Annotated in this window: 28 protein-coding genes; 12 read left to right on the top strand and 16 right to left on the bottom strand. The window is 67.5% G+C overall.

The window, feature by feature from the left end:
- Positions 1-6: 6 nt before the first annotated feature.
- The 10 genes from ACI8U3_RS00490 to pseC all read right to left on the bottom strand — a co-directional run bounded on the left by ACI8U3_RS00490 (position 7) and on the right by pseC (position 11,573).
- Complete coding sequence (locus ACI8U3_RS00490; RefSeq protein WP_415012900.1) at positions 7-870, bottom strand: ABC transporter permease; 864 nt, start codon at positions 868-870, stop codon at positions 7-9.
- A 90-nt stretch (positions 871-960) separates the two neighbouring features.
- Positions 961-1,170, bottom strand: a complete 210-nt coding sequence (locus tag ACI8U3_RS00485) for a hypothetical protein (RefSeq protein WP_415012899.1) — start codon at positions 1,168-1,170, stop codon at positions 961-963.
- 103 nt (positions 1,171-1,273) lie between these two features.
- Positions 1,274-2,284: a UDP-N-acetylglucosamine 4,6-dehydratase (inverting) gene (pseB, locus tag ACI8U3_RS00480; protein WP_415012898.1), complete on the bottom strand. Its 1,011-nt coding sequence runs from the start codon at positions 2,282-2,284 to the stop codon at positions 1,274-1,276.
- Between the two features lie 34 nt (positions 2,285-2,318).
- Positions 2,319-5,531, bottom strand: a complete 3,213-nt coding sequence (locus ACI8U3_RS00475; protein ID WP_415012897.1) for a hypothetical protein — start codon at positions 5,529-5,531, stop codon at positions 2,319-2,321.
- Positions 5,528-6,583: a pseudaminic acid synthase gene (gene pseI, locus ACI8U3_RS00470; protein ID WP_415012896.1), complete on the bottom strand. Its 1,056-nt coding sequence runs from the start codon at positions 6,581-6,583 to the stop codon at positions 5,528-5,530. The genes ACI8U3_RS00475 and pseI overlap by 4 nt, the downstream gene beginning before the upstream one ends.
- The gene (locus ACI8U3_RS00465; RefSeq protein ID WP_415012895.1) at positions 6,583-7,512 is read right to left on the bottom strand and encodes an NAD-dependent epimerase/dehydratase family protein; all 930 of its coding nucleotides are present in this window, start codon (positions 7,510-7,512) and stop codon (positions 6,583-6,585) included. Before ACI8U3_RS00465 ends, pseI begins: the two co-directional genes overlap by 1 nt.
- Positions 7,513-7,560: 48 nt before the next feature.
- Positions 7,561-8,685 carry an ATP-grasp domain-containing protein gene (locus tag ACI8U3_RS00460; RefSeq protein WP_415012894.1) on the bottom strand — a complete coding sequence of 375 codons (1,125 nt, stop codon included), beginning with the start codon at positions 8,683-8,685 and terminating at the stop codon, positions 7,561-7,563.
- Between the two features lie 8 nt (positions 8,686-8,693).
- Positions 8,694-9,728 carry a PseG/SpsG family protein gene (locus ACI8U3_RS00455; protein WP_415012893.1) on the bottom strand — a complete coding sequence of 345 codons (1,035 nt, stop codon included), beginning with the start codon at positions 9,726-9,728 and terminating at the stop codon, positions 8,694-8,696.
- Entirely contained in the window at positions 9,725-10,432 is a 708-nt protein-coding gene (gene pseF, locus ACI8U3_RS00450; RefSeq protein WP_415012892.1) for a pseudaminic acid cytidylyltransferase, read from the bottom strand. The genes ACI8U3_RS00455 and pseF overlap by 4 nt, the downstream gene beginning before the upstream one ends.
- A 1-nt stretch (position 10,433) precedes the next feature.
- Positions 10,434-11,573 carry a UDP-4-amino-4,6-dideoxy-N-acetyl-beta-L-altrosamine transaminase gene (pseC, locus tag ACI8U3_RS00445; protein WP_415012891.1) on the bottom strand — a complete coding sequence of 380 codons (1,140 nt, stop codon included), beginning with the start codon at positions 11,571-11,573 and terminating at the stop codon, positions 10,434-10,436.
- A 145-nt stretch (positions 11,574-11,718) separates the two neighbouring features.
- Between pseC and ACI8U3_RS00440 the strand changes: the two genes are divergently transcribed.
- From ACI8U3_RS00440 to wecC, 3 genes are all read left to right on the top strand, one after another.
- On the top strand, positions 11,719-12,696 hold the full coding sequence (locus ACI8U3_RS00440; protein WP_415012890.1) for a hypothetical protein: 978 nt from the start codon (positions 11,719-11,721) through the stop codon (positions 12,694-12,696).
- A gap of 86 nt (positions 12,697-12,782) precedes the next feature.
- Complete coding sequence (wecB, locus tag ACI8U3_RS00435) at positions 12,783-13,901, top strand: non-hydrolyzing UDP-N-acetylglucosamine 2-epimerase (RefSeq protein ID WP_415012889.1); 1,119 nt, start codon at positions 12,783-12,785, stop codon at positions 13,899-13,901.
- Positions 13,879-15,150 (top strand): UDP-N-acetyl-D-mannosamine dehydrogenase, encoded by a 1,272-nt coding sequence (gene wecC, locus ACI8U3_RS00430; protein ID WP_415012888.1) that lies wholly within the window; start codon positions 13,879-13,881, stop codon positions 15,148-15,150. The genes wecB and wecC overlap by 23 nt, the downstream gene beginning before the upstream one ends.
- Here the strand turns inward: wecC and ACI8U3_RS00425 are convergent, their stop codons facing one another.
- The 3 genes from ACI8U3_RS00425 to ACI8U3_RS00415 are packed head-to-tail and all read right to left on the bottom strand — an operon-like array spanning position 15,151 to position 16,981.
- On the bottom strand, positions 15,151-15,711 hold the full coding sequence (locus ACI8U3_RS00425; protein ID WP_415012887.1) for a demethoxyubiquinone hydroxylase family protein: 561 nt from the start codon (positions 15,709-15,711) through the stop codon (positions 15,151-15,153). It abuts the gene before it with no gap.
- Positions 15,711-16,259 (bottom strand): disulfide bond formation protein B, encoded by a 549-nt coding sequence (locus ACI8U3_RS00420; protein WP_415012886.1) that lies wholly within the window; start codon positions 16,257-16,259, stop codon positions 15,711-15,713. Before ACI8U3_RS00420 ends, ACI8U3_RS00425 begins: the two co-directional genes overlap by 1 nt.
- Positions 16,260-16,303: 44 nt before the next feature.
- A complete protein-coding gene (locus tag ACI8U3_RS00415) occupies positions 16,304-16,981 on the bottom strand; it encodes an exopolysaccharide biosynthesis protein (RefSeq protein WP_415012885.1) in 678 nt (225 codons plus the stop codon).
- Positions 16,982-17,115: 134 nt separating this feature from the next.
- On the opposite strand from ACI8U3_RS00415, the gene hppD reads away from it, so the two are divergent.
- From hppD to ACI8U3_RS00370, 9 genes are all read left to right on the top strand, one after another.
- Positions 17,116-18,219, top strand: a complete 1,104-nt coding sequence (gene hppD / locus ACI8U3_RS00410) for a 4-hydroxyphenylpyruvate dioxygenase (RefSeq protein WP_415012884.1) — start codon at positions 17,116-17,118, stop codon at positions 18,217-18,219.
- 13 nt (positions 18,220-18,232) lie between these two features.
- Complete coding sequence (locus ACI8U3_RS00405) at positions 18,233-18,418, top strand: hypothetical protein (protein WP_415012883.1); 186 nt, start codon at positions 18,233-18,235, stop codon at positions 18,416-18,418.
- Between the two features lie 16 nt (positions 18,419-18,434).
- Positions 18,435-19,499 (top strand): isoaspartyl peptidase/L-asparaginase family protein, encoded by a 1,065-nt coding sequence (locus ACI8U3_RS00400; protein ID WP_415012882.1) that lies wholly within the window; start codon positions 18,435-18,437, stop codon positions 19,497-19,499.
- Positions 19,500-19,568: 69 nt separating this feature from the next.
- Positions 19,569-20,045, top strand: a complete 477-nt coding sequence (locus tag ACI8U3_RS00395; protein ID WP_415012881.1) for a methyltransferase family protein — start codon at positions 19,569-19,571, stop codon at positions 20,043-20,045.
- Entirely contained in the window at positions 20,036-20,311 is a 276-nt protein-coding gene (locus ACI8U3_RS00390) for a hypothetical protein (RefSeq protein ID WP_415012880.1), read from the top strand. The genes ACI8U3_RS00395 and ACI8U3_RS00390 overlap by 10 nt, the downstream gene beginning before the upstream one ends.
- A gap of 86 nt (positions 20,312-20,397) precedes the next feature.
- Entirely contained in the window at positions 20,398-21,051 is a 654-nt protein-coding gene (locus ACI8U3_RS00385; protein WP_415012879.1) for a hypothetical protein, read from the top strand.
- Between the two features lie 40 nt (positions 21,052-21,091).
- On the top strand, positions 21,092-22,099 hold the full coding sequence (locus ACI8U3_RS00380; RefSeq protein ID WP_415012878.1) for a fumarylacetoacetate hydrolase family protein: 1,008 nt from the start codon (positions 21,092-21,094) through the stop codon (positions 22,097-22,099).
- Positions 22,099-22,887 carry an energy transducer TonB gene (locus ACI8U3_RS00375; RefSeq protein ID WP_415012877.1) on the top strand — a complete coding sequence of 263 codons (789 nt, stop codon included), beginning with the start codon at positions 22,099-22,101 and terminating at the stop codon, positions 22,885-22,887. Before ACI8U3_RS00380 ends, ACI8U3_RS00375 begins: the two co-directional genes overlap by 1 nt.
- An 84-nt stretch (positions 22,888-22,971) precedes the next feature.
- Positions 22,972-23,862: a hypothetical protein gene (locus ACI8U3_RS00370; protein WP_415012876.1), complete on the top strand. Its 891-nt coding sequence runs from the start codon at positions 22,972-22,974 to the stop codon at positions 23,860-23,862.
- Between the two features lie 19 nt (positions 23,863-23,881).
- Here the strand turns inward: ACI8U3_RS00370 and ACI8U3_RS00365 are convergent, their stop codons facing one another.
- The 3 genes from ACI8U3_RS00365 to ACI8U3_RS00355 are packed head-to-tail and all read right to left on the bottom strand — an operon-like array spanning position 23,882 to position 26,715.
- A complete protein-coding gene (locus ACI8U3_RS00365; RefSeq protein WP_415012875.1) occupies positions 23,882-25,045 on the bottom strand; it encodes an aminotransferase class V-fold PLP-dependent enzyme in 1,164 nt (387 codons plus the stop codon).
- 55 nt (positions 25,046-25,100) lie between these two features.
- A complete protein-coding gene (locus tag ACI8U3_RS00360) occupies positions 25,101-26,072 on the bottom strand; it encodes an aspartyl protease family protein (protein WP_415012874.1) in 972 nt (323 codons plus the stop codon).
- A 55-nt stretch (positions 26,073-26,127) separates the two neighbouring features.
- Positions 26,128-26,715: a GGDEF domain-containing protein gene (locus ACI8U3_RS00355; protein WP_415012873.1), complete on the bottom strand. Its 588-nt coding sequence runs from the start codon at positions 26,713-26,715 to the stop codon at positions 26,128-26,130.
- Positions 26,716-26,942 lie beyond the last annotated feature (227 nt).

Raw genomic sequence — 26,942 nt, 5'->3', positions numbered from 1 at the left:
GCGGCCTCAGGGCTGAAGGTCATAACCGCTGATCCGGTAAAGCCAGTCGATGAACAGCCCCGCCGCCAGGAAAACCACTCCCATCCCGATGGGATACCAGGGATTGTAGAGATCGCTGCGGAAATCCCGGATCGACACGTCGCGGATCCACTCCACGATGTGCGCCAAGGGATTGTACTTCACGATGGCCAGGAACTCGGGCGGCAGGCTGCCCAGCGTGAACCAAAGTCCGGACGTCAGCAGCAGAACGCGGCCGATGGGACCGGTCAGCTCGTTCCACGGGTCGAACGCCCGGCCGATCTGCGAACTCAGGAAACCCGCGCCATAGCAAAGCAGGAAAAGCGCCCCCCCGACCTCCAGCATGCCCATCGGCTGATCGATCCACGCCGAGAACGAAAGTCCGAAAAAGGCGAACATGATCAGGGCGAACAGGACCAGCACGATGAAATAGGTCAGACACTCCAGAAGGGTGCGGGCCGTGATCACCTCGAAGGCGTTGACCTGCGGATAGTGCATCAGGACGCGGTTGGCCCGGATAGCGTTTCCGCCCCGAGCGATGACGTTGCGCACCAGAAAGACGGGCAGGATCGCGGTCAGGAAAAAGACCACCATGCTGTCGCCCGCTCCGGCTGGCCGTGTGATCACCGCGAACACGGCGACCATGGTGACCAGCAGGATCATCGGCGAGATCAGAGCCCAGACGTAACCACCGGAACGGCGACCATATCGCGTGCGCGACTCCCTGAGCAGAAGGGCGTGGATCGTTACGATGGTGGACCGGGCCGCTGTCAGGAACGGGGACGCGGCCGCCAGGATACGACGTCGCCGCGGCAGGCCTTCGTGGACCTGTTCTCCCTCAGTCATGAACATGGGGCGGGATCAACCTCAGGCTTGCACTGCCCCGATGGTTATCAGGCCGCAACAAGCCTGAACAGTGTCAGCGGCCCCTGGCGAGAAACCCTATTTTCTGGCGAACAGTTTGGAGACCTCGATGTAGGGCTCCACCACCCGGACTGTTCGGGCGGCCATCTTGTCCCCGGTCGAGAAACCGAAGGCGATCGCCGTGCCCCGCAGCGGATCTCCGCCCAGGGGCGCGAAGGTCACGATCTGCTCCACATTCACCGTGATCTTGGAGCCGCTTTCCTGCGTCAATTCTACGAAACGAGTCATTGCTTCTCTGCCCTTGTGAAAGATGGCTTCTAACGACATTCGCGTCGCATCGCGACGGGCGATATAACACAGTTTCTTAACCATGCTCCGTGGGTGCCCCGGATCAGGCGCCCCGCTCCAGGGCGACACGGTTGAATTCGACGATCTCGTCCGGCGTCAGGAAGACCTCGTTGGACCCCGAGTTGTACTCGAACCCCTGGGGCACCGGCTGTCCCTTTTCCCCGAGTCGATTGACTGCATAGTCGAGGTCGCCGCGATGGAAGCGGATCGTGGGCGACAGCACATAGTGATCGTCAAACTCGAGCGTCAGATGGCTGTCGTCGGCGGGGCACATGATCTCGTGCAGCTTCTCGCCCGGCCGGATGCCGATGACATGCTGCTGCAGGTCCGGCGCCATGGCAGTCGCCAGATCGACGATCCGGACCGAAGGAATCTTGGGCACGAAAATCTCGCCCCCGTGCATGCGCTGGAAGTTCGTCAGGACGAAGTCCACGCCCTGCTGCAGGGAAATCCAGAACCGCGTCATTCGCGTGTCGGTGATCGGCAGGGACGTGACACCCTGCTCCATGAGCTTCTCGAAGAACGGCACGACCGATCCGCGCGACCCGACCACATTGCCATAGCGCACCACCCCGAAGCTGGTGCGGTGGCTGCCCGCCATGTTGTTGGCCGCCACGAACAACTTGTCGGACGCCAGCTTGGTGGCGCCGTACAGATTGATCGGATTGGCCGCCTTGTCGGTGGACAGGGCGATGACCTGTTCAACGTCGTTGGCCAGGGCGGCGTGAATGACATTCTCGGCGCCGTGGATGTTTGTGCGGATGCATTCCGTCGGATTGTACTCCGCCGCCGGCACCTGCTTCATGGCCGCCGCGTGGATGACGAAATCCACGCCGCGCATCGCCTGCATCAGCCGATCACGATCCCGCACGTCTCCCAGGAAATAGCGCATGCTGGGGTCGTTGAACGACTGGCCCATCTCGAACTGCTTCAGCTCGTCGCGGGAATAGACGATGAGGCGACGCGGCTTGTAGCGCTCCAGGATGGTGCGGACGTACATCTTGCCGAACGAGCCGGAGCCGCCGGTGATGAGGATGGATTTATCGTCGAACATGCGTGTTGAAGCCCTGAAGTTCTGAATGTCTGAATTATTCGGCCGCGGCGGCGCGCGTCGTGCGCCGTCGACGGGAGGGTGACGAGGCCGGGGCCTTGCGCCGGGCGCCGGTCGCGGCGGATCGCGCGCCCGGTTCGCCGGCCGCCTTGACAGGGAGGGGCTTCGGCCTGACCGCCTTGGTTCGCACGCCGGCGACGTTTGGAACCTTGTCCAGCCGCGCCGCCAGCCGGACCACGTTGGGGTCGCCCTTCTGAAGGTATCTGGTGATGTCTTCGTCGAACCAGCGCGGCGGCATGACGACCTTATTGGTCAGAGGTCGCGCATGATAGCGGTAGGGAATGGTGAGTAGATCACCGCTCATATAGTGAATCCAGGCGGCCGCTCGCTCCGGCAGATCCTCGGCCACCTTCACCGGCGCCTCGAAGCGAACCATCTTGCGATAGTGCGACCGGTTGCGAGGGACCGCGTGGCCAATGGGGTAATCGATCGGCGCGAAATCGGAACACACCACCGCCGGAATGTTCATCAGCCCCAATTCGATGGCGGTGGTCCCGTTGTAGAGCAGGCCCAGGTCCACCAGCCCGTCCAGATCGTTCAGGTCGAACCAGTCCTGACCCGAGATGATGACATTGTCGGGGATATCCACCTCGATCAGATCCACCAGATACTCCGTCAGGAACGTGGCGATCTCGTTGCGCAGTTCGTGAGGGTGCGGCTTGATCAGCAGCAGGGTGTCCGACCCCCTGACGGACTCGATGGTGTGGTTCAGCCAGTCCTTCATGTTGCTGTGCGCGGGCCCGCCGTCGGTCGGCGCCAGCATGTCGCAAACCAGCTTCCCGAAGGCGCAGGCGACCTTGCCGCCTTGCGCGCGATGCGCCCGAAGACGATCAAGACAGGCCATGGCTTCGGGAGGCGGCGCGGCGGCGGTGCGGGTGGAGCGGCGGACCTTGGTGGTGTCGCGGACCTGGTCCAGCATGGCCCGCCCATAGGCCTTGCGGGCGTCATACCACTGCAGGAATTGCGAGGGCACGGGAAAGCCGGCTGAGCGAAGCTCGGGGTGCGCCGTCATGTTGCGCATCGCGGCCTTGGTCGAGATGAGATACTTGAAGTTGGCGAAATAGTTCTCGTAGCCGTTCGACACGTGAACACAGAAGAACGTCTTCGGATCGCCGTACTGCGCGCAATAGAAGCGGTTCACCACATCCGGCATGCGCACCTGGTACGGCACCATGAAAGCCAGCCTCAGGTTCTTGCGCTTGAATATTCGATGGGCGTTCTCAAGCACCGTGGCCTGAAGCCGCGTCCACTCCGTCAACCGCCCCAGGTGCTTCTGCAGCGAAGGGCACGTGTAATCGATGTTGAAACGCCGCCTGTGAACCGCGGACTCTTCCCACAATGACTGGGCGAAGCTCATGTCCCGCCATGTCAGCTGGCCCTGGTCCACGCGCGGGTTGAAGTCGCTGATGGGCTGGAAATGCTCGCGAGCATGCCCGTTCAGACGCACGTCCTGAAGCTGGCACCCCATGAACTGATCGATGTCGGGATCGCCGGTGAGCTCGAGCGGCAACACGCCTTCCACAAGCGGGACGATGGCCCAGCCTTGCTTCTTCAGCTCCAGCAGAGCCGCCATTGGATAGCGGGTCAGCAGTCCGGCGTTCCGCGGCGACACGAAGATCAGCCCCTTGGGCTTGGTCGGCTGGGGGACGGCCCGCATCCACTTGGCCGAATCCACGAGGAATTCCATCTCCATGATCCGGCGGATCAGGGTCCAGTGACGATGGGGACAGAAGCTCTTGGGAGTCGCGAGCACCGACGCGGTGATCGCTCGCAACAAGGTCAGCGCCCTGTTGAACTGTCCGTCCCTCTGAAGAATCTTGACGTAGTGGATGGCGGGGTAGGATCGCCGGATCTGCTCGGGGGCCGCGTTGAAATACGCGTGCGCCAGGTCGTGCCGGCGGGCGCCGGCCGCCCAGGCGAGGAAGTCCCTGACCTCATGCGCCTTGGTCGGGGCGGGCGCATTCTCCACGAGAGTCGTGGTCGCCTCAGTGAACCGGTCGGGATCCCCGTTGACCAGAACCGAGGCCACCGTCCAGAGGGCGGTTCGGGCCTCATTCCTGGACGCCAGCGCCAGCAGGGCGCTCTCGAGGGTAGCCACATCGTCCTCGAAGCCCAGCTCGCGCGCCAGCTGCAGGACCTGAATGAGCACACGCGCCGTTTTCAATCCGCCATCGCCGCCGATCAACTTCGCAGCGACGGCGTCGTCATCAATGGCCAGCATAGGCGTCCACATCTGACGCACAGAGACATACGCCTTGCGCGCCGCCTCGTAAGAGGCGTGATAGGTCGGCAACCTGCGCAGCCCCTGACGAAGCATGTCATTGATGGCGATCAGCTTCTCGCGCAGTTCCGGTTCCGCATTGAACCGCTGCCTGCACGCCGCCAGATAGCGGCCCTGCCTGCGGCTCTGGAGCAGGGCTTCACTTTCGATGGGCGCTTCGGTGGGCGCATCGTCGGCCTCGGCGGCGCCGTCGCCTCTGTCGGCGTTTGGCTCGCTGTCAGAGGCGTCCGCTTCGGCGCCTCCGTCGAGCCAGGCCATGTTGTCGCGGGCCACGGCGTCCACGACCCGCCAGATCTTGCCCAGGTTCTTCAACCGGGCGGACTTGCGCCGCTCCTCAACCGGATTGTCCGGCGTCAGGTCCGTTGTCAGCCGGGTCGCTTCCATGACCAGGGCCGAGGCTTCGGGGATGCGCTCTTTCTTGGCCAGGGCGAAGGCGCGGACATAGATAAGCGTCACGCTCTGGGGAAATTCCTCGATCACCGGCTCCGAGGCGTCCAGCAGCACGCTCAGACCATCGTCGGCGCCCATGAGTTCTGTCAGCCTGGCGGCGGCCGGCAAGGGGGCCGCCAGATTCATCAGCTCCAGTCCGGCCATGGCCCGCAGAAGATTCTGGATCGGCCGATCCAGCCCCTTGGCTTTCGCGGCGCGGGTCGCTCGACCGCGCAGGATCTTGGCGCGGTAAGCGTCCGCCTCTTTCGCATTGCCCAGCTTGCTGTGCGTGCGGAACAGGGCCTCGATGACCTCGGTGTTGGCCTGTCCAGCGCGCTCCAGGGCGCTCAGCTGCCACAAGGCCAGCCCCCCCATGCGATGGCGCGTGAGCGGACCGGCCGTCCTGAGCACGAGCCTGCGATGCATGGCGCGCACATCCGTCAGCAATCGGCGCATGGGCGTAACGGTGTCGGTCTTCATCCCAGCAGGTCCCAGCTCATGGGCGTGCCCGCCTTGACCGCCTTCGACACGCGGCGGCCCAGCAGCACGTCGTAGTGTTTGGGCTCGAGGCCGTGGCCCGGCCGCACCCGGCGAAGGTTTTGCGGCGTCAGTTCATCGCCCGCCTGAAGATCCTGGGCGATGTAGAGCGACCGGCGGCGGCGGCGGGCATTGCGCTCCACCTCGGTGGGACCGTAGCGGATGACGCCCAGCGCCTGACGCGCCCGTGTCGCCTCGGCCACCAGCGCCGCCATTTCGGCCGGCTCGGCCGAGAACGCGGAATCCACCCCGCCGTCCTCGCGGTCCAGGGTCATGTGCTTTTCGATCACCGTGGCGCCCAGGGCGCAGGCGGCCACGGGCACCCCGATGCCCATGGTGTGGTCCGACAGCCCGACTTCGCAGTCGAACAGCTGGGCCATATGCGGGATCGTCAGCAGATTGGAATGCTCCGGCGGGGCCGGATAGTTGCTGGTGCACTTCAGCACCACCAAGTGCGGGCATCCGCCCTCGCGCGCGGTCTCCACCGCCTCGGCGATCTCGGCGATGGTGGCCATGCCGGTGGAGATGATCATCGGCTTGCCCGTCGCCGCCACCCGCCGGATCAGGGGCAGGTCGATGCACTCAAACGAGGCGATCTTGTAGCAGGGCGCCCCCAGGCTCTCGAGCAGATCCACAGCCGTCTCGTCGAACGGCGACGAGAAGCACAAAATGCCCTTCTCCTTCGCCCGCGCCATGATTGGGGCGTGCCAATCCCACGGGGTGTGCGCCTCGCGGTACAGGTCGTACAGATTGCGGCCCTTCCAAAGGGACTTGGGATCATTGATGACGAACTCGCCCTCGGCGATGTCCAGCGTCATGGTGTCGGCGGTGTAGGTCTGCAGCTTGACCGCGTCGGCGCCCGCCTCGGCCGCCGCATCGACGATGGCCAGGGCATGGTCCAGCGAACCGTTGTGGTTGCCCGACATCTCCGCAATCACGAAGGGCGATCCATCGTCTGCGGCGTTGGGGTTCAGCAACTGCTTCAGACGGCTCATCAGTCTTCCTCGTTCGGGCGCGCCTCGACCGCGCGCCACGTCTCGCAAAAATCACGCAAGGCGCGCCCCAGCGAAAACTCGGGTTTCCACCCAAGCCCCTGACGCGCGGCCTCGATACTCATGTGCGGCGCCGGGGCGGGCCCGTTCTGGGGATCCTCGATCCTCAGATTGCCGTGGTTGCCGAAGGCGGCGTTCACCGCCTCGGCCATCTCCAGCAGGGTGAAAACCCGGCCGGCTCCGACGTTGAAGGCCCCTCCCGGCGCGTCCGGCGCCAAAGCGGCGGCGAACGCCCGAACCACATCCTTCACATATATTTGATCAATTCCGATCCGTCCATTTCCCCGGACCGTCAGAGTCTGACGACGCCAGGCCGCATCGGCGAATTTCATCAGCACCGCCGAGATGCGCTCTCCGTAGCCGTACGAGGCCGCCAGCCGCAGCGAGTTGGTCCGCATCCCGGTCTTGCCGCCCCAAAGGGTGAGCAACTGCTCGGACGTCAGCTTGGACAGGCCGTAAGGGTTGAGCGGAACCGGCAGGTCGGTCTCCGCATACGGAACGGCGTTGGCTGCCGAATAGACCGCGATAGTCGAGGCTTGAACAAAACGGGATACACCCGCATCCCGCGCGGCGAAGAACAGCGTCTCCAGCAGGTTCAGGTTCGTCTCGGCGAATGGCCGGAAGCTGAGCGGATCATCGTCCCGCTGGCTGCGCCGCCCGGCCAGATGGACCACCGCCTCCACGCCCTTCAGCGCATAAGCCAGGTCGCCCGCGCCGTAGTCGGTCGCCCGCACCGTCACCCCGTCGCCCTGCAGCGGCGCCAGCCCACCGGCCTCGCGGCCGAGCGCCACGACCTCATGCTCCCCGGCGACCAGCGCGGGGACCAGATAGCGGCCGATGAAGCCCGATGCGCCGGTGACGGCGACCCTCATGCGTGCTGCCTCCTGATACGAATCTGATGGCCGTAGCAGGCTTTCATGTCAGTTCGACCGCCTGCGGACGTAATAGCCGACCACTTCCATGCGGCCATTGATGGGCAGGACCTGTTCGCCGTCCTCGTAGCGGTACTCGTGATAGAGGGCGTCGTCCGGGATCGGGAAGTCGGAGGCCGAGAACGCCCCGCCCGGGGGCGTCTGCTGGAACATCAGTTCGTAAACACCGTCCGCCGGACGACCGTCCGTCAGGGCCGAGATGTCCTCGCCGGCCAGGCGACGCACGGCCAGGTCCAGATAGTCCAGATCCCGCGCGTGTTTCATCAGCCGCCAGATGTGGCACCCGTCCAGACGCGGCGCGATCTCGATGATTTTCGGCCCGTCCGGCGTGGCCTTCATCTGGAAATAGAGCGTGCCCTCGCGCACGCCCATCGACGCGACCACGGCCTCCACCAGTTCGGCGCCCTGATCCACCACCGCCTGATCCACCGCCACCGGCGGGATCAGGTGGCCGCGGGGAACCCCCACCAGATGCTCGCCGTGCACCAGCCGTTCCGAGCACTCATTGACCAAAACGCGGCCGTCCGCGACCAGCACATTGTAGGAGATTTCCACCCCTTCCAGCCACGCCTCGACGATGGCCGTGCCGGTGGGCGACAGGTCCAGCGCGCGGCGCACCGCCGCCTCGAAGTCGGCCGCGTCATTGACCTTGGCCACCCCGCGCTGGCCCTGCGAGTCCGCCGGCTTGACCATGCAGGGGAAAGCCGACCAGTCGGCGCAGTCCGCGAACGTCTTCACGCGGCGATAGGGGACCACCGACAGGCCGCGCTCGTTCAGATGCGCCCGCAAGGCCGCCTTGTCGTCCAGCAGGGCGACCAGATCGTGATCGAAATAGTGCGGCAGGTTCAGCCGGCTGGACGCCTCCACCACCGCCGGGACCGCCATGTCGGACGAGACCGAATAGACCAGATCCGCCCCGATCGACCGGGCCAGCTCCGTCACCCCGTCCCTGTCGTTGATGTCCACAAGGGCGAAGTCGTGCGCCAGCTTCGCGCCCGCCCCGCCCGCCCGGTGGGCGCAGGCGGTGACGCGCCAGCCATGCTCCGCCAGATAGCGGATCAGGTCCGCCTGACCGGCGTTGGCGCCCAGCACCAGGGCCCTCTTTTCGCGCATGGCCTCGTTCATCCGTTCATCGCCCCGATCAGCCGGTCCACCAGACGGGCGCAGCCCTGACCATCCACATTGGCCTGCCCCGCCCGCGACATGGCCGCCCGCCGCCCGTCGTCGGCGGCAAGGGCCGTCACATGCGCCGCGATGTCGAGGGGATTCACCTCCGGCGCGCGGCCCAGATAGATGGCGGCGCCCCGGTCCTGCCAGCCCAGCCCCTGCCGGATCTGGTTGTCGGCCATGGCGGTGATCAGCATCGGAATGCCCGCCGCCGCCGCCTCGAAGGTGCTGGTGCCCCCGGCGATCACGGCCAGGTCCGCATTCAGATACTCGCCCGCCACGTCATCGGGATTGACCGCCAGCACCGCGCGCTCCGGCGCATGCCCGACGATCCAGTCCGCGATGGCGGCGTTGCCGGGGTTGCCGACGCCGGACATCACACGCAACGATACGTCGCCCGGTCCCTTGTCCATCAGCGCCTCAAGCGTACGCACGACCATGCCCCGATCGTCGCCGCCGCCGAACGAAATCAGCAGCCGCTTCAGCGGGCGATCCGCATCACGCGGCGGCAGATTGGCGAAGGCGGGTCTCAGGACGGCGAACTCCGGCCCCAGCAGGAATTCGGTCCCCGGGTTCCGCGCCAACGCGCGGTAGTGCTCCGGGGTTTCACGGGGACCGCCGTTCGCCACGAAATCGGCCCAGAACGGGGGCGGATTGGACGCGTCGAACTGCTGCAGCCACTTCAGCCCGGCGGCCCGCAGGCGCAGCTGATAGGGCTCATCCATGCGGTAGTCGTCCATCACCGCCACCCGCGCGCCAAGCCGGTTCGCCAGGGCGATGAAGGCCTCCGCGTCCGCCTCGCCCGTGGTCCAGGTCAGGGGCGTCCAGCTCTGGAAAAGGGTGTCGTCGCCGCCCAGCCGCCAGGTCTCGTCCGGCCCCGCCATGGCGCAGGCGACGCCGCGCGCCCTCAGCATGGCGGCCAGCGTCCGGCAGCGCGTCAGGTGCCCGGCGCCTACCGACGGCGAGACGTTGCAGCGAAACAGGATCATGCGCCGGGGGCCCCGCCTTCTTTCAGCGCGCGGAACACCAGCTCGGCGCGGGTCCAGTCCTCGGGCGTGTCGATGTCGTGAACCCGCCAGCGCGGCAGGATGACCGGCGCCGAATGGGGCGCGAACACCGGCTGGTCGGTCAGGAAGGCCTCGGCGGTTCCCCAGTAGAACTGGCCTGCGTCATGATAGGCCTCTTCCAGGTCCTGCGACCGGGCGTGGCGGTGCTCGGGCTGCAGCATGTCCACCCCGCCGCCCGGCAGGCGCTTCAGGGAGCGCTGAACCGGATAGGCGAAGCTGGTCACCGAAAACGCATAGCGGAAACGGCTGTCAGCCAGCAGGTCCAGACCGGTCCTCAGGTCGCCCGCATCCAGAAACGGCGCCGTCGGGTAGATGCAGCAGGCCTGCGTCACCTCGCGGCCGGCCAATTCCTGCATCTCGCGGATGGCGTGGGCGATCACCGGCCGCGTCGGGGTGTGGTCGTCGGCCAGCTCGGCGGGACGGCGAAAGGGCGCGGTCGCCCCGGCCGCCTCGGCCACGCTCGCGATCTCCTCGTCATCGGTGGAGACCACCACATGGTCGAATAGGCCGCTCTCCAGCGCCACGCCCACCGGCCAGGCGATCATGGGCTGTCCGGCGAATTCGCGGATGTTCTTGCGCGGAATGCGCTTGGATCCGCCCCGCGCCGGAATCACCGCTATGCGCATCTCAGGCCCCCAGGGCGCGCACGGCGGCGATCACCTGGGCCACATCCGCATCGGTCATGGCGGGATACAGGGGAATGCTGAGCGTGCGGTCATAGTACCGCTCCGCATTCGGGAAATCCCCCGGCGCCGTGCCGCACTGCGCCTTGTACCAGGGCTGCAGATGCACCGGGATGTAATGGACCTGCGTCCCCACGCCCGCCGCCTTCAGCCGGGCCATGACCTCGGCCCGGCTCTGACCGATGGCCTGGAAATCGATCTGCAGCACGAACAGGTGGTGGCACACGGTCTGGGACGGCTGCACCGGAAGGCCCAGCCAGTTCAGGTCCGACAGCCCGGCGTGATAGGCGGCGATGATCTCTCGGCGGCGGTTCGCGAACCGGTCCAGCTTGGCCAGCTGAGTCTCGCCCAGCGCCGCCTGCAGCTCGGTCATGCGGTAGTTGAAGCCCAGATGCTGCTGCTCATAGAACCAGGGGCCGGGGGTCTCGGCCATGCGCTCGGGCGCCCGCTCGATGCCGTGCGACCGCAGCAGCGCCATGCGCTCGTACAGCGCGTCGTCATTGGTGGTGATGGCCCCGCCCTCGCCCGTGGTCATGGTCTTGACCGGATGGAATGAGAACACCGTGGCGTCGGAGTAGCGGCAGTCGCCCACCCGGCCGCCGTCCGGATATTCCGACCCGATGGCGTGGGAGGCGTCCTCGACCACCTTCAGCCCGCGCGCCCTCGCCAGCGCTGCGAACCGCGCCATCTCGGCGGGCAGGCCGGCGAAATGCACCGGCGCGATCAGGGCCGTATTGTCGGTCAGCGCGGCTTCCACCGCGTCGGGATCCAGATTGAAGGTGGCCGGGTCGATGTCGGCGAAGCGCGGCTTCATGCCCGCATAGGCCATGGCGTTCGACGTCGCCACGAAGGTGTTGGGCGTGGTGATCCCCTCGCGCCCTTCCAGCTCCATGGCCGCATAGACCACGTGCAGCGCCGCCGTGGCGCTGGACAGAACCAGACAGTGGCGCGCCCCGACGCGCTCAGCCAGCGCCCGCTCGAACGCCTGGGTTTTCGGGCCCTGGGTCAGGAAATCGGACCGCAGGGTCTCCAGAACCGCCGCCTCGTCGTCGGCCTCGATCAGTTGTCGGCCATAGGGAATCACGGCGCTGTCCTCGGTTCTGGGTTGATCCGGCCGAAAACACGAACCCGTGATCACGGCCGCTGACGGCTAACCCGCCCGCCGGTCGTCAGCAAGCCCAATCCGGTTCACAATGGCCCTGACGCAACCTTACGGCGTTTGACACCGCATGACACGGCTTCCCGATCTGGTGATCCTGACAGAAGGCGACTGGGCGCGGGGTCTGGGCCACCTGGGGCGATGCCTGGGTTACGCCCAGCATTGGCGGAGCATGGGACGGCGGGTTCTGTGGGTCGTGGACGGCGATGACGCCGCGCGCCGCTTTCTGACCGGAGAAACCGTGGTCTGGCGCCGCTGGCAGGACGATGGGGATATTCCCGAGGCCGAAGGCGCCGTCGCCATCGCCGACTCCTATGGTGCGAGCGCGGCCGCGCTCCAGGCCATCGCAGAGCGAGCTGGCGCGGCCGTCTATCTCGATGACCTTGAACAGGATGACTATCCGCCGGGCCTTGTGGTGCACAGCGCGCCGGGACCGCTGGACCGGACTGGCCGCCGGGCCGAATGGCTGATCGGCCCGGCCTGGCAGCCCATGCCGTCGGCGTTCTGGACCGTGGCCGAACGAAAACCCGTGGCCGAGACCATCGGCTCCGTTCTCGTCCTGGCCGGCGGCACCGATCTGCGCGACATGGGCGGTCGCCTGGCCGCCCTCGCCCGCGAGGCCTTTCCGGGCAGCCGGATTCATCTGGTTCGCGGCGCCGGGGCGCGCGGAGACGTCTCAGGGTCCGGCCCTGTCACCGTTCACCGGGCCCTGGCCCCGGAGGTTCTGCGCGACCTGATGCTGGAGGCGGATCTGGCCATCAGCGCGGCGGGCCAGACGCTCTACCAACTGGCGCGCTGCGGGGTTCCCACGCTGATGATTGGCGTCGCGGACAATCAGACGAAGCACCTGCGGGAATGGCCCGCGACCGGCGCGATGCTGTCCGCCGGGATGTGGGACGCGCCGGGTCTGCAGGATCGCATCCTGGACTGCCTCGCAGCCATGAACTCCGCCTCGGTCCGCGCGGCCATGAGTCTCGCTGGCCAGACAGCGGTGGACGGGCTGGGCGCGGCTCGCCTGGCCGGGCAGGTCGCCCGAATACGCGCCTGAAGGCTTACATTTTCCGGCGGTTGGCCTTATTCAGCGCCGCCACACGACCGCATTCAGACGGTCGGCGGCTCAGGAACCACGCCTTCATGCACATCGCGGTGATCTTCGGCACGCGGCCAGAAGCCATCAAGATGGCGCCGGTGGTCCGGGCTCTGAAAGCCGAGCCGGCGATCACCTGCCAGGTGTGGTCCACGGGCCAGCACCGCCAGATGCTGGACCAGGTGCTGGGCCTGTTCGACCTTCGCGCGGACGGCGACCTGGACCTGATGAAGCCGGGCCAGAGCCTGAACGATCTGTTCGCCGCCGCCGTGACGGGTGTGGACGCCCTGCTCAGGGCGAATCGCCCCGATCTGGTTCTGGTCCATGGCGACACCACCACGGCGGCCGCCGCGGCCACGGCGGCCTTCAATCTGGCGATCCCCATCGGTCACGTGGAAGCCGGACTGCGCAGCGGCCGCATGGATCAGCCCTGGCCGGAAGAATTCAACCGCCGCCTCACGGACATGGTCAGTTCACTGATGTTCGCGCCCACCGAAGGGGCTCGCGCCAACTTGCTGGCGGAGGGCGCGGCGCCGGAACGGGTGCTGGTCACCGGAAACACCGTGGTCGACGCCCTTTTGACCATGGTCGACCGCATGGCCGACCAGCCGGAGGTCCGCGCACGACTGGACCAGCGGTTCTCGTTCCTCGACCCCGAGAAGCGGCTGGTGCTGGTCACCGGCCACAGGCGCGAGAGTTTCGGCGCGGGCTTCGCCAACATCTGCAAGGCTCTGGCACGCCTCGGCGAGACCGAAAACCTCGAAATCATATACCCCGTGCACTTGAATCCGAATGTGCAGGGTCCGGTACATGCGCTATTGGACGGATACGACAGGGTTCATCTGGTCGAGCCCGTGGATTACGAGAGTTTTGTCTATCTCATGGATCGGTGTGACGTGATCCTGACGGACTCCGGCGGCGTCCAGGAAGAGGCCCCGAGTCTGGGCAAGCCGGTGCTCGTCATGCGCGAAGTGACCGAACGTCCCGAGGCCGTCGACGCCGGCGTGTCACATTTGGTCGGCACCGATCCGAACCGTATCGTGTCAGGCGTGTTTGATGTCTTGGGCCGTGAAATGCGGAACGACATAAGCAATCCATACGGCGACGGGCGCGCGAGCCATCGTATCGTTCAGGGAATTCTTGATGCCGCTGACTCTCTACGCTGACTTTCAGCCGGAAACGCGTGAACAGCTGACCATTGCGGTGGTTGGGCTTGGTTATATCGGCCTGCCCACCGCCGCCGTCCTGGCCCGCGCGGGACACCGGGTCATCGGCTACGACATCAAGCCCGAAGTGGTGGCCTCCGTTCGCGAAGGCCGCAGCCATCTGGTGGAACCGGGCCTGGACCTGCTGCTCGCCGCCGTCACCGCCAGCAAGTCACTGACGGCGACGGACGAGGCCCCCGAGGCGGAGGCCTACCTCATCACCGTGCCGACGCCCACCAAGTCCGGCGACTTCAATCATCCGGATCTGTCGTCCGTGTTCAGCGCCGTGGACGCCATCGCCCCGCGCCTGAAGGCCGGAGCACTGGTGGTTCTCGAATCCACGTCCCCCGTGGGCACGACCAACCAGGTGGCCCGGCGTATCGCCGAGCTGCGCCCGGACCTCAAGGTGGCCACCGGCGCGTCCGATCGCGACGCGGGCGAGGTGGACGTGGCCTATTCACCCGAACGGGTCATTCCGGGTCGCACCCTGCGCGAACTGGAAACCAACGCCCGCGTGGTCGGCGGCGTCACGCCCCAGGCCGCGCGCCGGGCGGCCGCCCTCTACCGCTCCCTGACTTCCGGTGAAATCCTGCTGACCGACGACCGCTCGGCCGAGTTCGTCAAGCTGGCCGAGAACGCGTTCAGGGACGTGAACATCGCCTACGCCAACGAACTGTCGCTGGTCTGCGACGAGCTGGACCTGAATGTGTGGGAGATCATCCAGCTGGCCAATCACCATCCCCGGGTGAACATACTGACCCCCGGGCCCGGTGTGGGCGGCCACTGCATCGCCGTGGATCCCTGGTTCATCGTGGCCCAGGCGCCTGAAACCGCGCGCCTGATCCGCACCGCCCGCCTGGTGAACGACGGCAAGCCGCGCTTCGTCATCGAAAAGGTCTGCGAGTTGATGGACCTGGACCCGGCCTTCCGTCTGGGCTGCCTGGGCATGACCTTCAAGGCGGACGTGGACGACTTCCGCGAAAGCCCGTCGCTGAATATCGCAAAGGCTCTGTCGGCCCTGTATCCGGGTCGCGTGGTCTGCGCCGACCCTTACGGGCACGCCCTGCCGGCCGACCATGGCCTGGCCCTCGTGGAGGCGGAAGAAGCCCTGGCCCAGCCGGTGGTTCTGGCCCTGGTGCCCCATGTGGAGTTCCGCGCCGCGAATCGTCCGGACGCCCAGGTGGTGGACGCCTGCGGCCTGTGGGCCTGATCAGACCTTTTCGCTGATCTTTATGGCGGCGCGGCAGCCCGCCTTGATCACCGCGCTCAGCACCGGATAGGCGGGCGCTTCGTGGGCCCCTTCCGCGATGGCGTGGTCGTGGTGGGCCAACTCCTCGTCGCGGAACTGGCGGAACTGGGCCGCCATTTCCGGATCGCGGTCCGCCATCTCCTCGGCTTGGTCGGCGTAATGCTCGCCGATGACGCTCTCCACCGCCTCTGTACAGGCGTGGGCCGCCTTCTCGCCCATAAGGGCCGTGCCGACGCCCAACCCGTAAGCCGCCAGACGCCAGACCGGCGTCATCAGGGTGGGCCGTACCTGTTTCTCGGTCAGCAGCGCCTCGAAGCGCTTCAGGTGCACGTCCTCCTCGGCCTCCATCCGCCCCATGTCGGCGGCGATGCCCGAGCGGCCCGCCGCCTCGAACACACGCTTCTGGCCGCGATAAATCTGCACCGCCGCCATCTCGCCCGCATGATCCACGCGCAGTATTTCGGCCAGTCTGGCGGCGGGAGCCCCACGACCGGGGCGCGGCAGGGGAATGCGTCGGTTCATCAGCGTTTCTCCGGCGTGATCCTGGGCGCGCGGGCATCCTTGGGACGTTTGGCGGCCATCAGGCTGCACACCGCCAACCCCGCCGAAAGCAGGGTGTTCCATCCTGCCATGGACAGACCCAGAAAGCTCCACACCACCGCGTCGCACATGGCTGGCCGAGCGACGGGCGCCGTGCCCCTGGCCAGCGCCGTCAGCGCCTCCAGATCCACCATCCCTCCGCCGGCACAGGTGGCCGGCAGGGCCCACCAGTCCAGCTCCCCGCCTGCATGGAATCCGGCCGTCACCGCCCCCGTGGCGAACACGGCGGCCAGCAGGAAGGCGGCGATGCGCGGCGTGCCGCGGCTGGCCCGGCTGAACACGGCCCACAGGGTGGCGGGCAGGGCGATGGCCACCGCGGCCCAGAACACCTCGCGCTGTTTCAGGCACAGATTGCACGGGGCCAGGCCCGCATAGCGTTCGAAGGCGTGGGCCGCGCCCAGCATGGCCAGGGACGCCACAAGGGCGAAGGCGGTCCACCAGCGTGTGATCAGGCGATAAGCGCTCAGCATGGCGATGTTCTAGACCGGCTGCGCTTGCCCGTCGATGCGCTCAATCAGCCCGGCAGCAGCCCGGCGAAACCCGCCGCCCAGCTCGCGCCCATCACCACCCCCGCCACAACCAGTCCGAGGAACAGGGCCCAGGCAGCCGCCACCCCCATCCCCGCCAGCACGAACAGGCCGTCCCGCTGGATCAGGCCCGCCGCCATCAACGCCAGCCCCACCGAGGGCACGGTGTTGGTCATGGGCAGCACGATGGTCAGGATCGCCACGATCATGAAGAAGGCCGCCACCTGCTCCGCCGGTCCATCGGCGAACATCTTCAATCGCGCCCGCGACAAACGCTCGGTCCAGCGCAGGCGGTTGTCGGCGAAGTCCGCCATCCGCTTCAGCCAGGACGACGGCACCCGCCGGTCCAGCACGCCAGAGGGCAACCACGGCTCCTGACGTCCCACCAGCATCTGACCGGCCAGCAGCAACAGCGGTATCCCCAGCACCTGCGGCACGCCGTACAGCGCCGGCACAAGGCACGGGATCGACAGGATCAGGATCATCAGACCGAAACCGCGTTCGTCCAGATGATCGCGGATGTCGCGCAGGGTCAGGCCGTCCCGCTCGCCCTCCCGGGCCAGATGGACGATCATGTCGATGGCGCCGCGGCCGGCGTCGTCCTGATGCCGTCCGCCATCGCCGGTATGCGCGGCGTCGGTCATGTCTGCGTGAACCTGGGTCATGATCGGGAGCGATCCTGCTCGACAAAGGTTTCCATATGGCGCCCGTTCTTGTCCCGCGTCGTTTCGACGCCTAGGTTCCGGGCCAAACGCCCGGCGAGAACGTCCGGGACGCACAGGATTCAGGGAGATTCCCCATGCACGACGCCCCTCAGACCACCGCTTCCAAGGCTCTGGACGCCGAGAACCCGCTGGGCGTGGACGGCTTTGAATTCGTCGAGTTCACAGGCCCCGAGCCCAAGGCCATGATCGAACGACTGGAGCTGATGGGCTTCACCCAGACCCATGTGAACCCGGCCAATGACGTGGTTCGGATGAAGCAGGGCGACATCACCATGCTGGTGAACCGCACCCCGAAGGGTCAGGCCGCCGAGTTCGCGAACGACCACGGTCCTTCGGCCAACGGCATGGCCTTCCGCGTCAACGATGCGAAGGCGGCCTTCGAGGGCGCAGTCTCGCGCGGCGCCAAGCCCGCCGAGGGGCACGACGGCGGCGCGCTGGCCGGCGGCTATCCCTATGTGCTGCAGGGGATCGGCGGCTCGCTGCTCTATATCATCGACAAATACGGCGCCGCTGGATCGCTGTACGACGGCTGGACCGAGATCGAGGGTTGGCAGGAGGCCGAGCGCAAGAACTCCGTCGGCCTGTTCAGCCTCGACCACCTGACCCACAATGTGCGCCGGGGCCAGATGCGCACCTGGTCGGGCTTCTACGGCGACGTCTTCGCCTTCGAGGAGCAGAAATATTTCAACATCAAGGGCAAGGCGACCGGCCTGCTGTCCCAGGCCATGATCGCGCCTGATCGCGCCATCCGCATCCCCCTGAACGAGAGCCAGGACGACAACTCGCAGATCGAGGAGTTCCTGAAGCGCTACAACGGCGAGGGCATCCAGCACATCGCCCTGCACACCGACAACATCTTCGAGACCGTCGAGGAGATGAAGCGGCGGGGCATCCCCTTCCAGGACACCATCGAGACCTATTTCGACCTGATCGACAAGCGCCTGCCCGGCCACGGCGAGGACGTGGCCCGCATGCGCGAAAACCGCATCCTGATCGACGGCTCGGACGAGGACGGCATCCTGCTGCAGATCTTCACCCAGGACACCTTCGGCCCGATCTTCTTCGAGATCATCCAGCGCAAGGGCAACCAGGCGTTCGGCGAGGGCAATTTCCAGGCCCTGTTCGATTCCATCGAGCTGGACCAGATTCGGCGCGGCGTCATCAAGGTGGACGCCTGACGGAGAGGCGGCGGTGGTCCAGCCGCCCCGCTGGCTGCCCTGGCTGGGCCCGCCGCTCGCGGGCCTGGCCGTTCTGGCCGCCTATGCCCTTCTGCCGCGCGCGGGCTACTGGCAGCTTGTGCTGATCGGTCTGGTCGTCGGCTTTCTGCCCTATCTGATCGTGCGCATCTGGCGCTGGCGTACGGGCGGACATCACTGAACACTCGGGGGAAATTATGTCGTCCATCACCAAAACCGCGCTCGCCGCTCTCGCGGCCGCAGCCATCTTCTCCGGCGCCGCCCAGGCCCAGGATGCGGAGCCCCGCTGGTCGCTGGCCATCCACGGCGGCGCGGGCGTCATCGAGCGGGACGACCTCAGCCCCGAGCAGGACGCGGCCTATCGCGCGGCCCTGTCCACGGCGCTGGAGGCGGGCGCGGCGGTGCTGCGAAACGGCGGCTCGGCCCTGGACGCGGTGCAGGCGGCCATCGAGCTGATGGAGGACGATCCCCTGTTCAACGCCGGGCGCGGCGCGGTCTTCACCGCCGCCGGGGCCAATGAGCTGGACGCCGCCATCATGGACGGGTCAGACCTCAATCTCGGCGCCGTGGCGGGCGTCACCCGCACCCGCCATCCCGTGGCCCTGGCCCGCGCGGTCATGGAGCAATCCCCCCACGTCATGCTGATCGGCCAGGGCGCCGACGCCTTCGCCGTCGAACAGAACCTGGAGCAGGTGGACCCGTCGTGGTTCTTCACCGAGCGCCGCTGGCACGGTCTGGTCAGCGCGCTAGAGGCCCAGAACCTGCCCATCCCCGAACGCCCCGCAGGGGCGCCCACAGCGGAGGGGCAGGCCAATTTTCCAGCCCCGCCCCTGAACGAGCGCAAATTCGGCACGGTGGGCGCCGTGGCGCTGGATTCCGAAGGCCGGCTGGCCGCCGCCACTTCCACCGGCGGCATGACCGCCAAGCGCTGGGGCCGGGTTGGGGACGTGCCGGTGATCGGCGCGGGCACCTACGCCTCCAATCAGGACGGCTGCGCCGTCTCGGCCACCGGCTCGGGCGAGTATTTCATCCGCGCCACGGTGGCCCGGGACATCTGCCTGAGGCTCGCCATAAGCGGCGACCTCCAGTCCGCCGCCGACGCGGAGATCCGGCAGGTGGGTGAGCTGGGCGGCGACGGCGGCGTCATCGCCCTGGACGTCGAGGGCAACGTGGCTTTCAGCCTCAACACCTCGGGCATGTACCGGGGCGCGGCGTCCTCCGGCTCAGAGGCCCGCGTGGCCATCTACGGCGACGAGGACTGACGCGTTTCACCCGGCGTCGCCGAAGTACGCCGCCTTTCGCCCGAATGCGCGGACGAATAGGATGCCTCCATGACCTCCGCACCCCGCGACATCCCCGGCGTCATCGCCCCGCCGCCCATCATCTTCCTGGCCTTCCTGGCGGGCGGCTGGACCCTGGGCAATCTGATCGGCGAGCCCTCCTTTGGACTGCCCGACCTGTGGCGGCGCGGCGGCGCCCTGGTGCTGATCGCCGCCGGTCTCATCGTCGAGGGCTGGGCGGCGGGCCTGTTCCGCCGGGCCCGGACGGCGGTGGAGCCGTGGAAGCCGTCCACGGCCCTTGTCACGAACGGCATCTACGGGCTGAGCCGCAACCCCATCTATGTGGGCTTCACCATCGTCTATGCGGGCCTGGCCATCGGTTTGGACAGCCCGCTCGCCGCGGCCATGATCCTGCCCTGTCTGATCGTGATCGACCGCTTCGTCATCGTCCGCGAGGAGGCCTATCTGGAGCGCAAATTCGGCCAGGCCTACCTGACCTACAAGGGCAAGGTGCGCCGATGGCTGTGAACGACGACGAGCTGTCGGCCATGGCCATCGAGGAGCTGGACGCCGCCTGCGGCCTCAGCTGGCCCGAGCTGACCCGCATCACCCCCTGGGGCGACAGCTTCACCGGCTTCGCGCCCTCGGGCCGCGAGGTGGAGATCGAGCGCCGCTACATCTGGGCCCATGACCCGGCCGGCGCCGTGCGGGTCGAGGTGGAGGTGCGCGACCCCGCCGCCGGTGTGGGCGCAGAGGCCGGCGCCACCCTGACCAAAGACGCCTCCGAATCCTGAGAACCCGGTTCGAGGAGCCGCGTTAACCTTTTCGATTGCCACACGGCCCCGCTTGGCCAAGATGGCTGAGCTCAGGGGAGGCGCGCATGTATCCATCGGAATTCGAGACGCCGGCCGCCGCCTATCCGGCGGACTCCGACTTGTTCCTCAGCGTCCCGCCGGTGATCCTGCTGCTGTTCCTGCTTCTGTTGCTGCTGGCCCTGTTGTGCGGCTGGTACGCTCGCGAACAGATGGGGCCGAAACAGAAGGACCCTTGCGACGCCATCTACGACGCCGTGCGCAAGGCGGCCGAGGACGCACTAAAGGCCTCCCGCGACGACGTGCGCGGCAAGGCCCGCCGCCTGATCGAGGTGCTGGACCGGCGCCTGGGCGGCGTGCTGACCCTGGCCCACGGCGTCGATGCCCCCTGGAGCGAGATCAAGGCCGTGCTTGATCCCGAACCGGAACCCCACGACAGCCACAGCGGTCACGACCACCCGCCGCATCCTGAAAAGCCCGACCGCGACCGCCCCGACGTGGTGGTGGTCAACAACGGCCGCATGACGGTTCACGCAGGCGCCGGCGAGGGCGACCACAAACCGGGCGCCGCCGCCCATGACGCGCGCGACAAGCCCCACAAGACCGAACCGCGCGACGAGGTGTCCCGGCTCCGCGCCGCCCTGCACGCCTTCGCCGATCACTGGCGCGACAAGCCCCACCGCCTGGATGAACTGCGCCGCGCCCGGGCGAACCTGTGCTGATCGGCTTCCCAAGCCCGGCCATGACCGGTAAGCCTGAGGCATGAAACTCGCATCTCTGAAACACGGCCGTGACGGCCGCCTCGTGGTCGTCTCCAACGACCTGAACTGGTTCACCGACGCCTTCCTGATCGCCCCGACGCTGCAGGCGGCGCTGGACGACTGGGACCGCTGTGAACCGCAACTGCACGCCCTGGCCGAAAGTCTGGAGCACGAAGCCGTGCCGCGCGGCCGGTTCCACGAGCGGGACGCCGCCGCGCCCCTGCCGCGCGCCTATCAGTGGGCCGACGGCTCGGCCTATGTGAACCACGTGGCTCTGGTGCGTCAGGCGCGCGGCGCCGAGATGCCCGAGAGCTTCTGGACCGATCCCCTGATGTATCAGGGCGGCTCGGACTCCATGCTGGGCCCCCGTGATGCCATCCCGCTCAAGGACGAGGCCTGGGGCTGCGATCTGGAGGCCGAGATCGTGGTGGTCACCGGCGACGTGCCCCAGGGCGTGACGCGGGAAGAGGCGCTGAAGCACATCCGCCTGATCGGCCTGGTCAACGACGTGTCCCTGCGTAATCTGATCCCCGGCGAACTGGCCAAGGGCTTCGGCTTTGTCCAGTCCAAGCCCGCCAGCGCCCTGTCGCCCGTGTTCGTTACACCGGACGCGCTGGGCGATCGGTGGAAGGACGGCAAGCTGCACGGCGAGCTGACCGTCACCCTGAACGACCAGCCCTTCGGCAAGGCCGACGCGGGCGTCGACATGACCTTCTGCTTCGGTACCCTGATCGCCCATCTGGCCAAGACGAGGACGCTGGTCGCCGGCTCCATCATCGGCTCCGGCACCGTGTCCAACCGGGACGCCGACGGCGGTCCGGGCAAGCCCGTCAGCGACGGCGGCCTGGGCTACTCCTGCATCGCCGAAGTCCGCACCGTCGAGACCATCCTGCGCGGCAAGGCGGAGACGCCGTTCCTGAAGCACGGCGACACCGTCCGCATCGAAATGCTGGACGAGAAGCATCACTCCATCTTCGGAACCATCGAGCAGGTGGTGGAGGCGGTGTGATGAAGGGTCGGGCCTTTGCACGGAACCTGTCGGCCTTCACGGCGGCTGCGTTGTCCAGTGTGGCCGGGACCGTTCACGCCCAGACCTGGGCGCCTGTCGCGGAGGCCCCGAACAACGTGGTCGCCGTCTCCGCCGAATGGCCGTCGGGGGTGCAGATGATTGCCCGCTGCACGGACGGACGCACCTTTGATGTCGGAATGACGCTGGGCCAGCCGGTATCCCAGCCTCACGTGGCTGTCAGCTTCACTCTTGGCGACACTGACTTCCCCGAGCAACGCTGGCGGCTTTCACAGGATGGAGCCGTGGTTTTTGCGCGCCAGCCGCTCCGCTTGGCCTGGAATCTGATTGATCGGGAGCCGGCCTCGGTGGAGTTGCGCCCAGACGAGGGGCCCGCGCACCACTACGAACTGGCAGCTCCCTCCAGTGAGGCCGCGCTCGCTGCCGTGCTTGCAGCCTGCGGGCAGCCCGTATCCTCGCCTTTCGTCGACGGGGCCCGCATCACCAATCCAGATTGGGTAGCCAGACCAAGCGGATCTGATCTGGCGCGGTTATATCCACGAGACGCAGCGAGAAACCGCATAACTGGAAGCGCCGTACTGGAGTGCCGCGTGGCCGCCAACGGTCAGGTTGAGGACTGTATCGTTCTGTCCGAAGAGCCCGAGGGCATGGGGTTCGGCGCCGCCACTGTCGCTCTCTCCTCGAGGTTCCGCATGACCCCAATGGACGTGCAAGGCGTGCCCTATGGCGAGTCGGTGATCCGCTTGCCGATAAACTGGCGGATGCAGTGACAGACTCCCTCGCTGCGCCCTTCCGGCCTGATTTTTGCACATTCCCGCGCTATGTAGGGCCTGGTTGAACCGGGGGAGCCAATCATGCGTCGATTTCTGGTCTGGAGCGCGCTGGCGCTGGTGATCGGCCTGGGGCTCGCCGGGGGCGGGTACTGGGCCTACTGGAATTTCTACGCCCGGTTCCAGCCGGTGGTGATCCAGCGGGACCAGGCCGAAATCCAGCGCCTGCTGGACGAGGCCTCATGGATTTCGCCCGGCGGCGGCGGCGAGCCCCTCTATGTGGTCGCCTGGCGCGACAACGCTGCGGCCCAGCGCTATGAGCGCGAGGAATTCCCCAAGCTGCGCGCGGCGGGGGTCGAGCCGCGCATCATCGTCTTCGCCCGGCCGGACCGCGAAGGCATGGCCCAGTCCACGGCCGCCGAGCGGGCCACGGTGGCCGAGATATGGCTGAGCCGCGACTGGACCCTTTATGAGCGCTGGACGGCCACCGCGCCGCGCAACTGGACCGCGGCGGGCATCCCTTCGGCGGACGGCAATCTGGCGCGGGGCGCCGTGGTGGCGGCGGGACGCGAGTTCGTTGATCGGCTGAGCGACCTGCTGCGCGGCCAGGGTGTCGGGGCCGGCTACCCCCTGATCCTGTGGCGGGACCGCGAGGGTTATCTGAAGGCCTGCGCCTGTTCGGACCCGCGCTCGTGGGCCTTCATCCGCGATGATCTGGACGCGCCGGACATGACCTCGCCGCCCGAAGCGCCGGTGGAGGATGACTTCGGCTCCGAACCCCTGCCCTACCCCGAGGTGGGCGACCTGCCGGACATTCCGCCGTCGGACGGCGCCGACGACGGCGAACCGCCCATGAACTCTCCGGTCGATCCGGCGCCCGAAGGGAACCGGGCCGAGCCTTCGCGGCCCAGCCGCCCCGCCGCCCCGCGCGAGGCGCCCCGGGCCGAGACGCAGGAAGACGCCACCTTCTTCTGAGGCCGCCCTCTCAGGCAGATCACAGAACCCGGCGGCACACCTCGATGAGACGGCCCAGGTCGTTCTCGTCCTGATACAGGCCGAAACCGAAGCGCAGCACGTCGTCGCGCACGTCGGTGATGACATTGGCGTCCTGAAGCCGGGCCTTCCAGTCCTGGGCGTCCGGGTGGCGGAAGGCCAGGAAACGGGCGCGAGGCTTTTTACCGTCCACGGGATTGAGCAGCTCGGCCTCTGACAGTCGCCCGGCCTTCCTGTCGCTCACAGCGCCCGAGAACAGAGTCTGGAGGCCACGCGCGTGGGCCGCGATATCCGCCGTCGTCAGGTCTGCGTCATCCAGCATGCGCCGAACGGCGTTGAACCGGTACAGGGGGGTGGAATCGAAGGTGGCGCCCCAGAACCGGCCCGCGTCCGTGGTGTAGCCCACGCCGCCCGGCGGGCCTTGCAGATCCCCGAACTCGGCGAACCAGCCGGTCACCACCGGTCGGCGCCCAAATCCGGGCGGCGCATGCAGAATGCCCGCGCCCTCGCCCGACATGGCGTATTTGTAGCCGCCGGTCACAAAAAACACGCGGTCCGCCACCCGCGACAGATCGGTGGGGGCGGCCATGAAGCCATGATAGCCGTCCACCACCACCCATGGGCCAGCGGGATCGGCCAGGGCCGCCAGCTCGTCAAAGGCCTCCACCATCCAGCCCGTGCGGAAGAACACCTGGCTGACCATGATCAGGTCATGACCGCCGGCCCGCGCGGCCTCCAGAAAGCGGGCGGGGAAGGTGTCGAAGGGGGCGATGGGCACACGGGTCACCACGGCCTCGCCGGCCTCCTCCCAGCGCGCGGCCTGACGGCGGAAGGAATGGAACTCGCCGTCGGTGGACAGGATGCGGACGGGCTTCTTCTCGATCGCCGATACGATGCGGACCAGAAAATCGTGGGTGTTGGGCGCGAACACCACCGTGTCGGCGGACGGCAGCTTCAGCTCGCGCGCCACATGCGCCTGCGCCTTCGGCACCACCTCGCCGAAGATCACGTCCCACTTGCGGTCGGCGTAGCGATTGGCCTCGGCCCAGGCCCGGACCTGACCGTCGAAACTGGCGTCCGGCCACAGGTGGTGGCTGTGGGCCGCGAAATGCAGCCGTTTCGGATCAGCGCCCAGGGCGCGGGAGAACAGGGGCTTGTAGCTCAAGGTCGTCTCCACATCGCAGCCGGAGAGGCAGGGTTATCGCGGGCGCCGGGCCGGCTCAAGAAGACTCGGACGTCGGGCTCGCCGCAACCAGAAGCCGCCCGGCGCCCATGTCCAGGATCAGGCGGTCGTCGCGGAACAGGCCCATGCCCGCCAGCACGGCGGGCACGCCCGGAAGGCTGCTGCGCGGATAGGCGTGAACCTCCACATCCTCATAGAGCCGTTCGCCCAGGGTCAGGGTGCGGGCCGTGACCACCTGGCCCGCCAGAACGCCGCCCAGCACGATGCTGGACGCCTCGCGCGCGGCCCGCCCGTCCAGCAGCCCGGCCGCCTCAGCCGTTTCCATGTTCAGGCTCAGGGCGGGCGAGGCGCCGGTGTCCAGCACCGCCTCCAGAACCGCCCCCTCCACCGACACCTGGGTCATCAGGGACCGGCCCTCGCGCTCGGCGGGCAGAACCTGGGCGCCCGGCGGCGCCACGGCGGCCTCGTCGCGCCCGAAGCGCAGGCGGCGGCGCGGGAAATCGATGTCCAGCGCCATGCGGCTGAGCACGTCATAGCCCAGCACCAGCCGTGTGTTCAGGCCGCTGGACGCCAGCGGGCCCAGGTCCAGCACCCCCGCCGTCAATCCGTTCAGGGTCATCCAGCCCAGCCGCACGTCCGCATTGACCGCATGGCCCAGCTGGGCGCCGCCGCCCAGGCCATAGGCGATCTGGGGCGGGCTGAGACGGCGCGGCAGATCCAGTTCCTCGGCCAGGCCGGCGTCCACCACCGAGCGCTGGGCCCCGCTGTCGATCAGGGCGTCCACCGGCACGCCGCCGATCACGGCGCGGGTCGAGACGAACAGGCGATGCTCGGTGGCGAAGGCCAGCCAGCCGCTGGTCCCGTCCTCGGCGAAGGTGGCGCTCGGCCCCGGCCAGAACAGATTCTCCCGCGCCCACCACGCCGCCGCCCCGCCGGCGCCGAGCAGGCCCAGGCTGGTCAGGACGGAGCGGCGCGATCGGCCGCGCGGGCGGGAGGGGGAATCGGGCATGGGCAGCCAACGTAGCGGTAATCGACGCGTTCCGCGCTGCGGCGCGGCGTCCGGATCAGCGCCCCTTCTTCTTCACCCACATGGCGGCGTCGGCTTCGGCCAGCCAGGTTTCGGCGTCGGGCTGGCCCGCATAGGCGCGCACGCCGAATGAGCCGCCCAGCGGCACCCGTTCGCCCTCCCATTCGAAACCGTCGGAATTGAGAGCCTCCAGCAGGCGGCGCGCCTTGTCGCGGCCTTCGTCAGCGCCCGCGTTCAGCAGCAGCAGGGCGAATTCGTCGCCCCCCAGACGGCCCACGGCGTCGCTTTCCCGCAGATTGGCCAGCATCAGTTCGGCTACGCGCTTCAGCGCCGCATCCCCGGCGGGATGGCCCAGCGCATCATTGACGCCCTTGAAGCCGTCCAGATCCAGATACAGCAGCACCGCCGGAACGTCGTGGCGGCGGCAATAGGCGAGGGTCCGGTGCAGCGCCTCCATGAAGCCGCGCCTGTTCAGGGCCGGGGTCAGAACATCGTGGTCCGCCGCCGCCTCGGCCGCCTCGGCGCGGGCGCGCAGGGCCTCGACCTCCGCGCGCAGACGCCGGAGCTCGCCTTCCAGGTCGATCGCGAGCGCGCCGCTCACCGGACCCTGACCACCGTCGGACACTCCCGAACTCCCCGCCGGGGGCGCGACTCACCCCCGTTTACAGACCTGATGCTAGAGCCTGATCGCTTTAGGGCAAGCGCGCGCCGCGCTTCCCCCTAAAGCGTGAATCAGGCTCCAGATTAAAAGCGGGGATCAAGATTCATGATTCAGGCGAGATCGCCTGAATCGATCTTGATCCCGGCGCACCCGGTTGCTCGCGCAACGCCGGTCCTATAAGCCCGCTGTTT

Origin of the sequence: Brevundimonas sp., from assembly GCF_047617075.1 — a bacterium.
Taxonomy (GTDB): domain Bacteria; phylum Pseudomonadota; class Alphaproteobacteria; order Caulobacterales; family Caulobacteraceae; genus Brevundimonas.
This window is presented reverse-complemented; position numbering and strand designations above follow the sequence as displayed.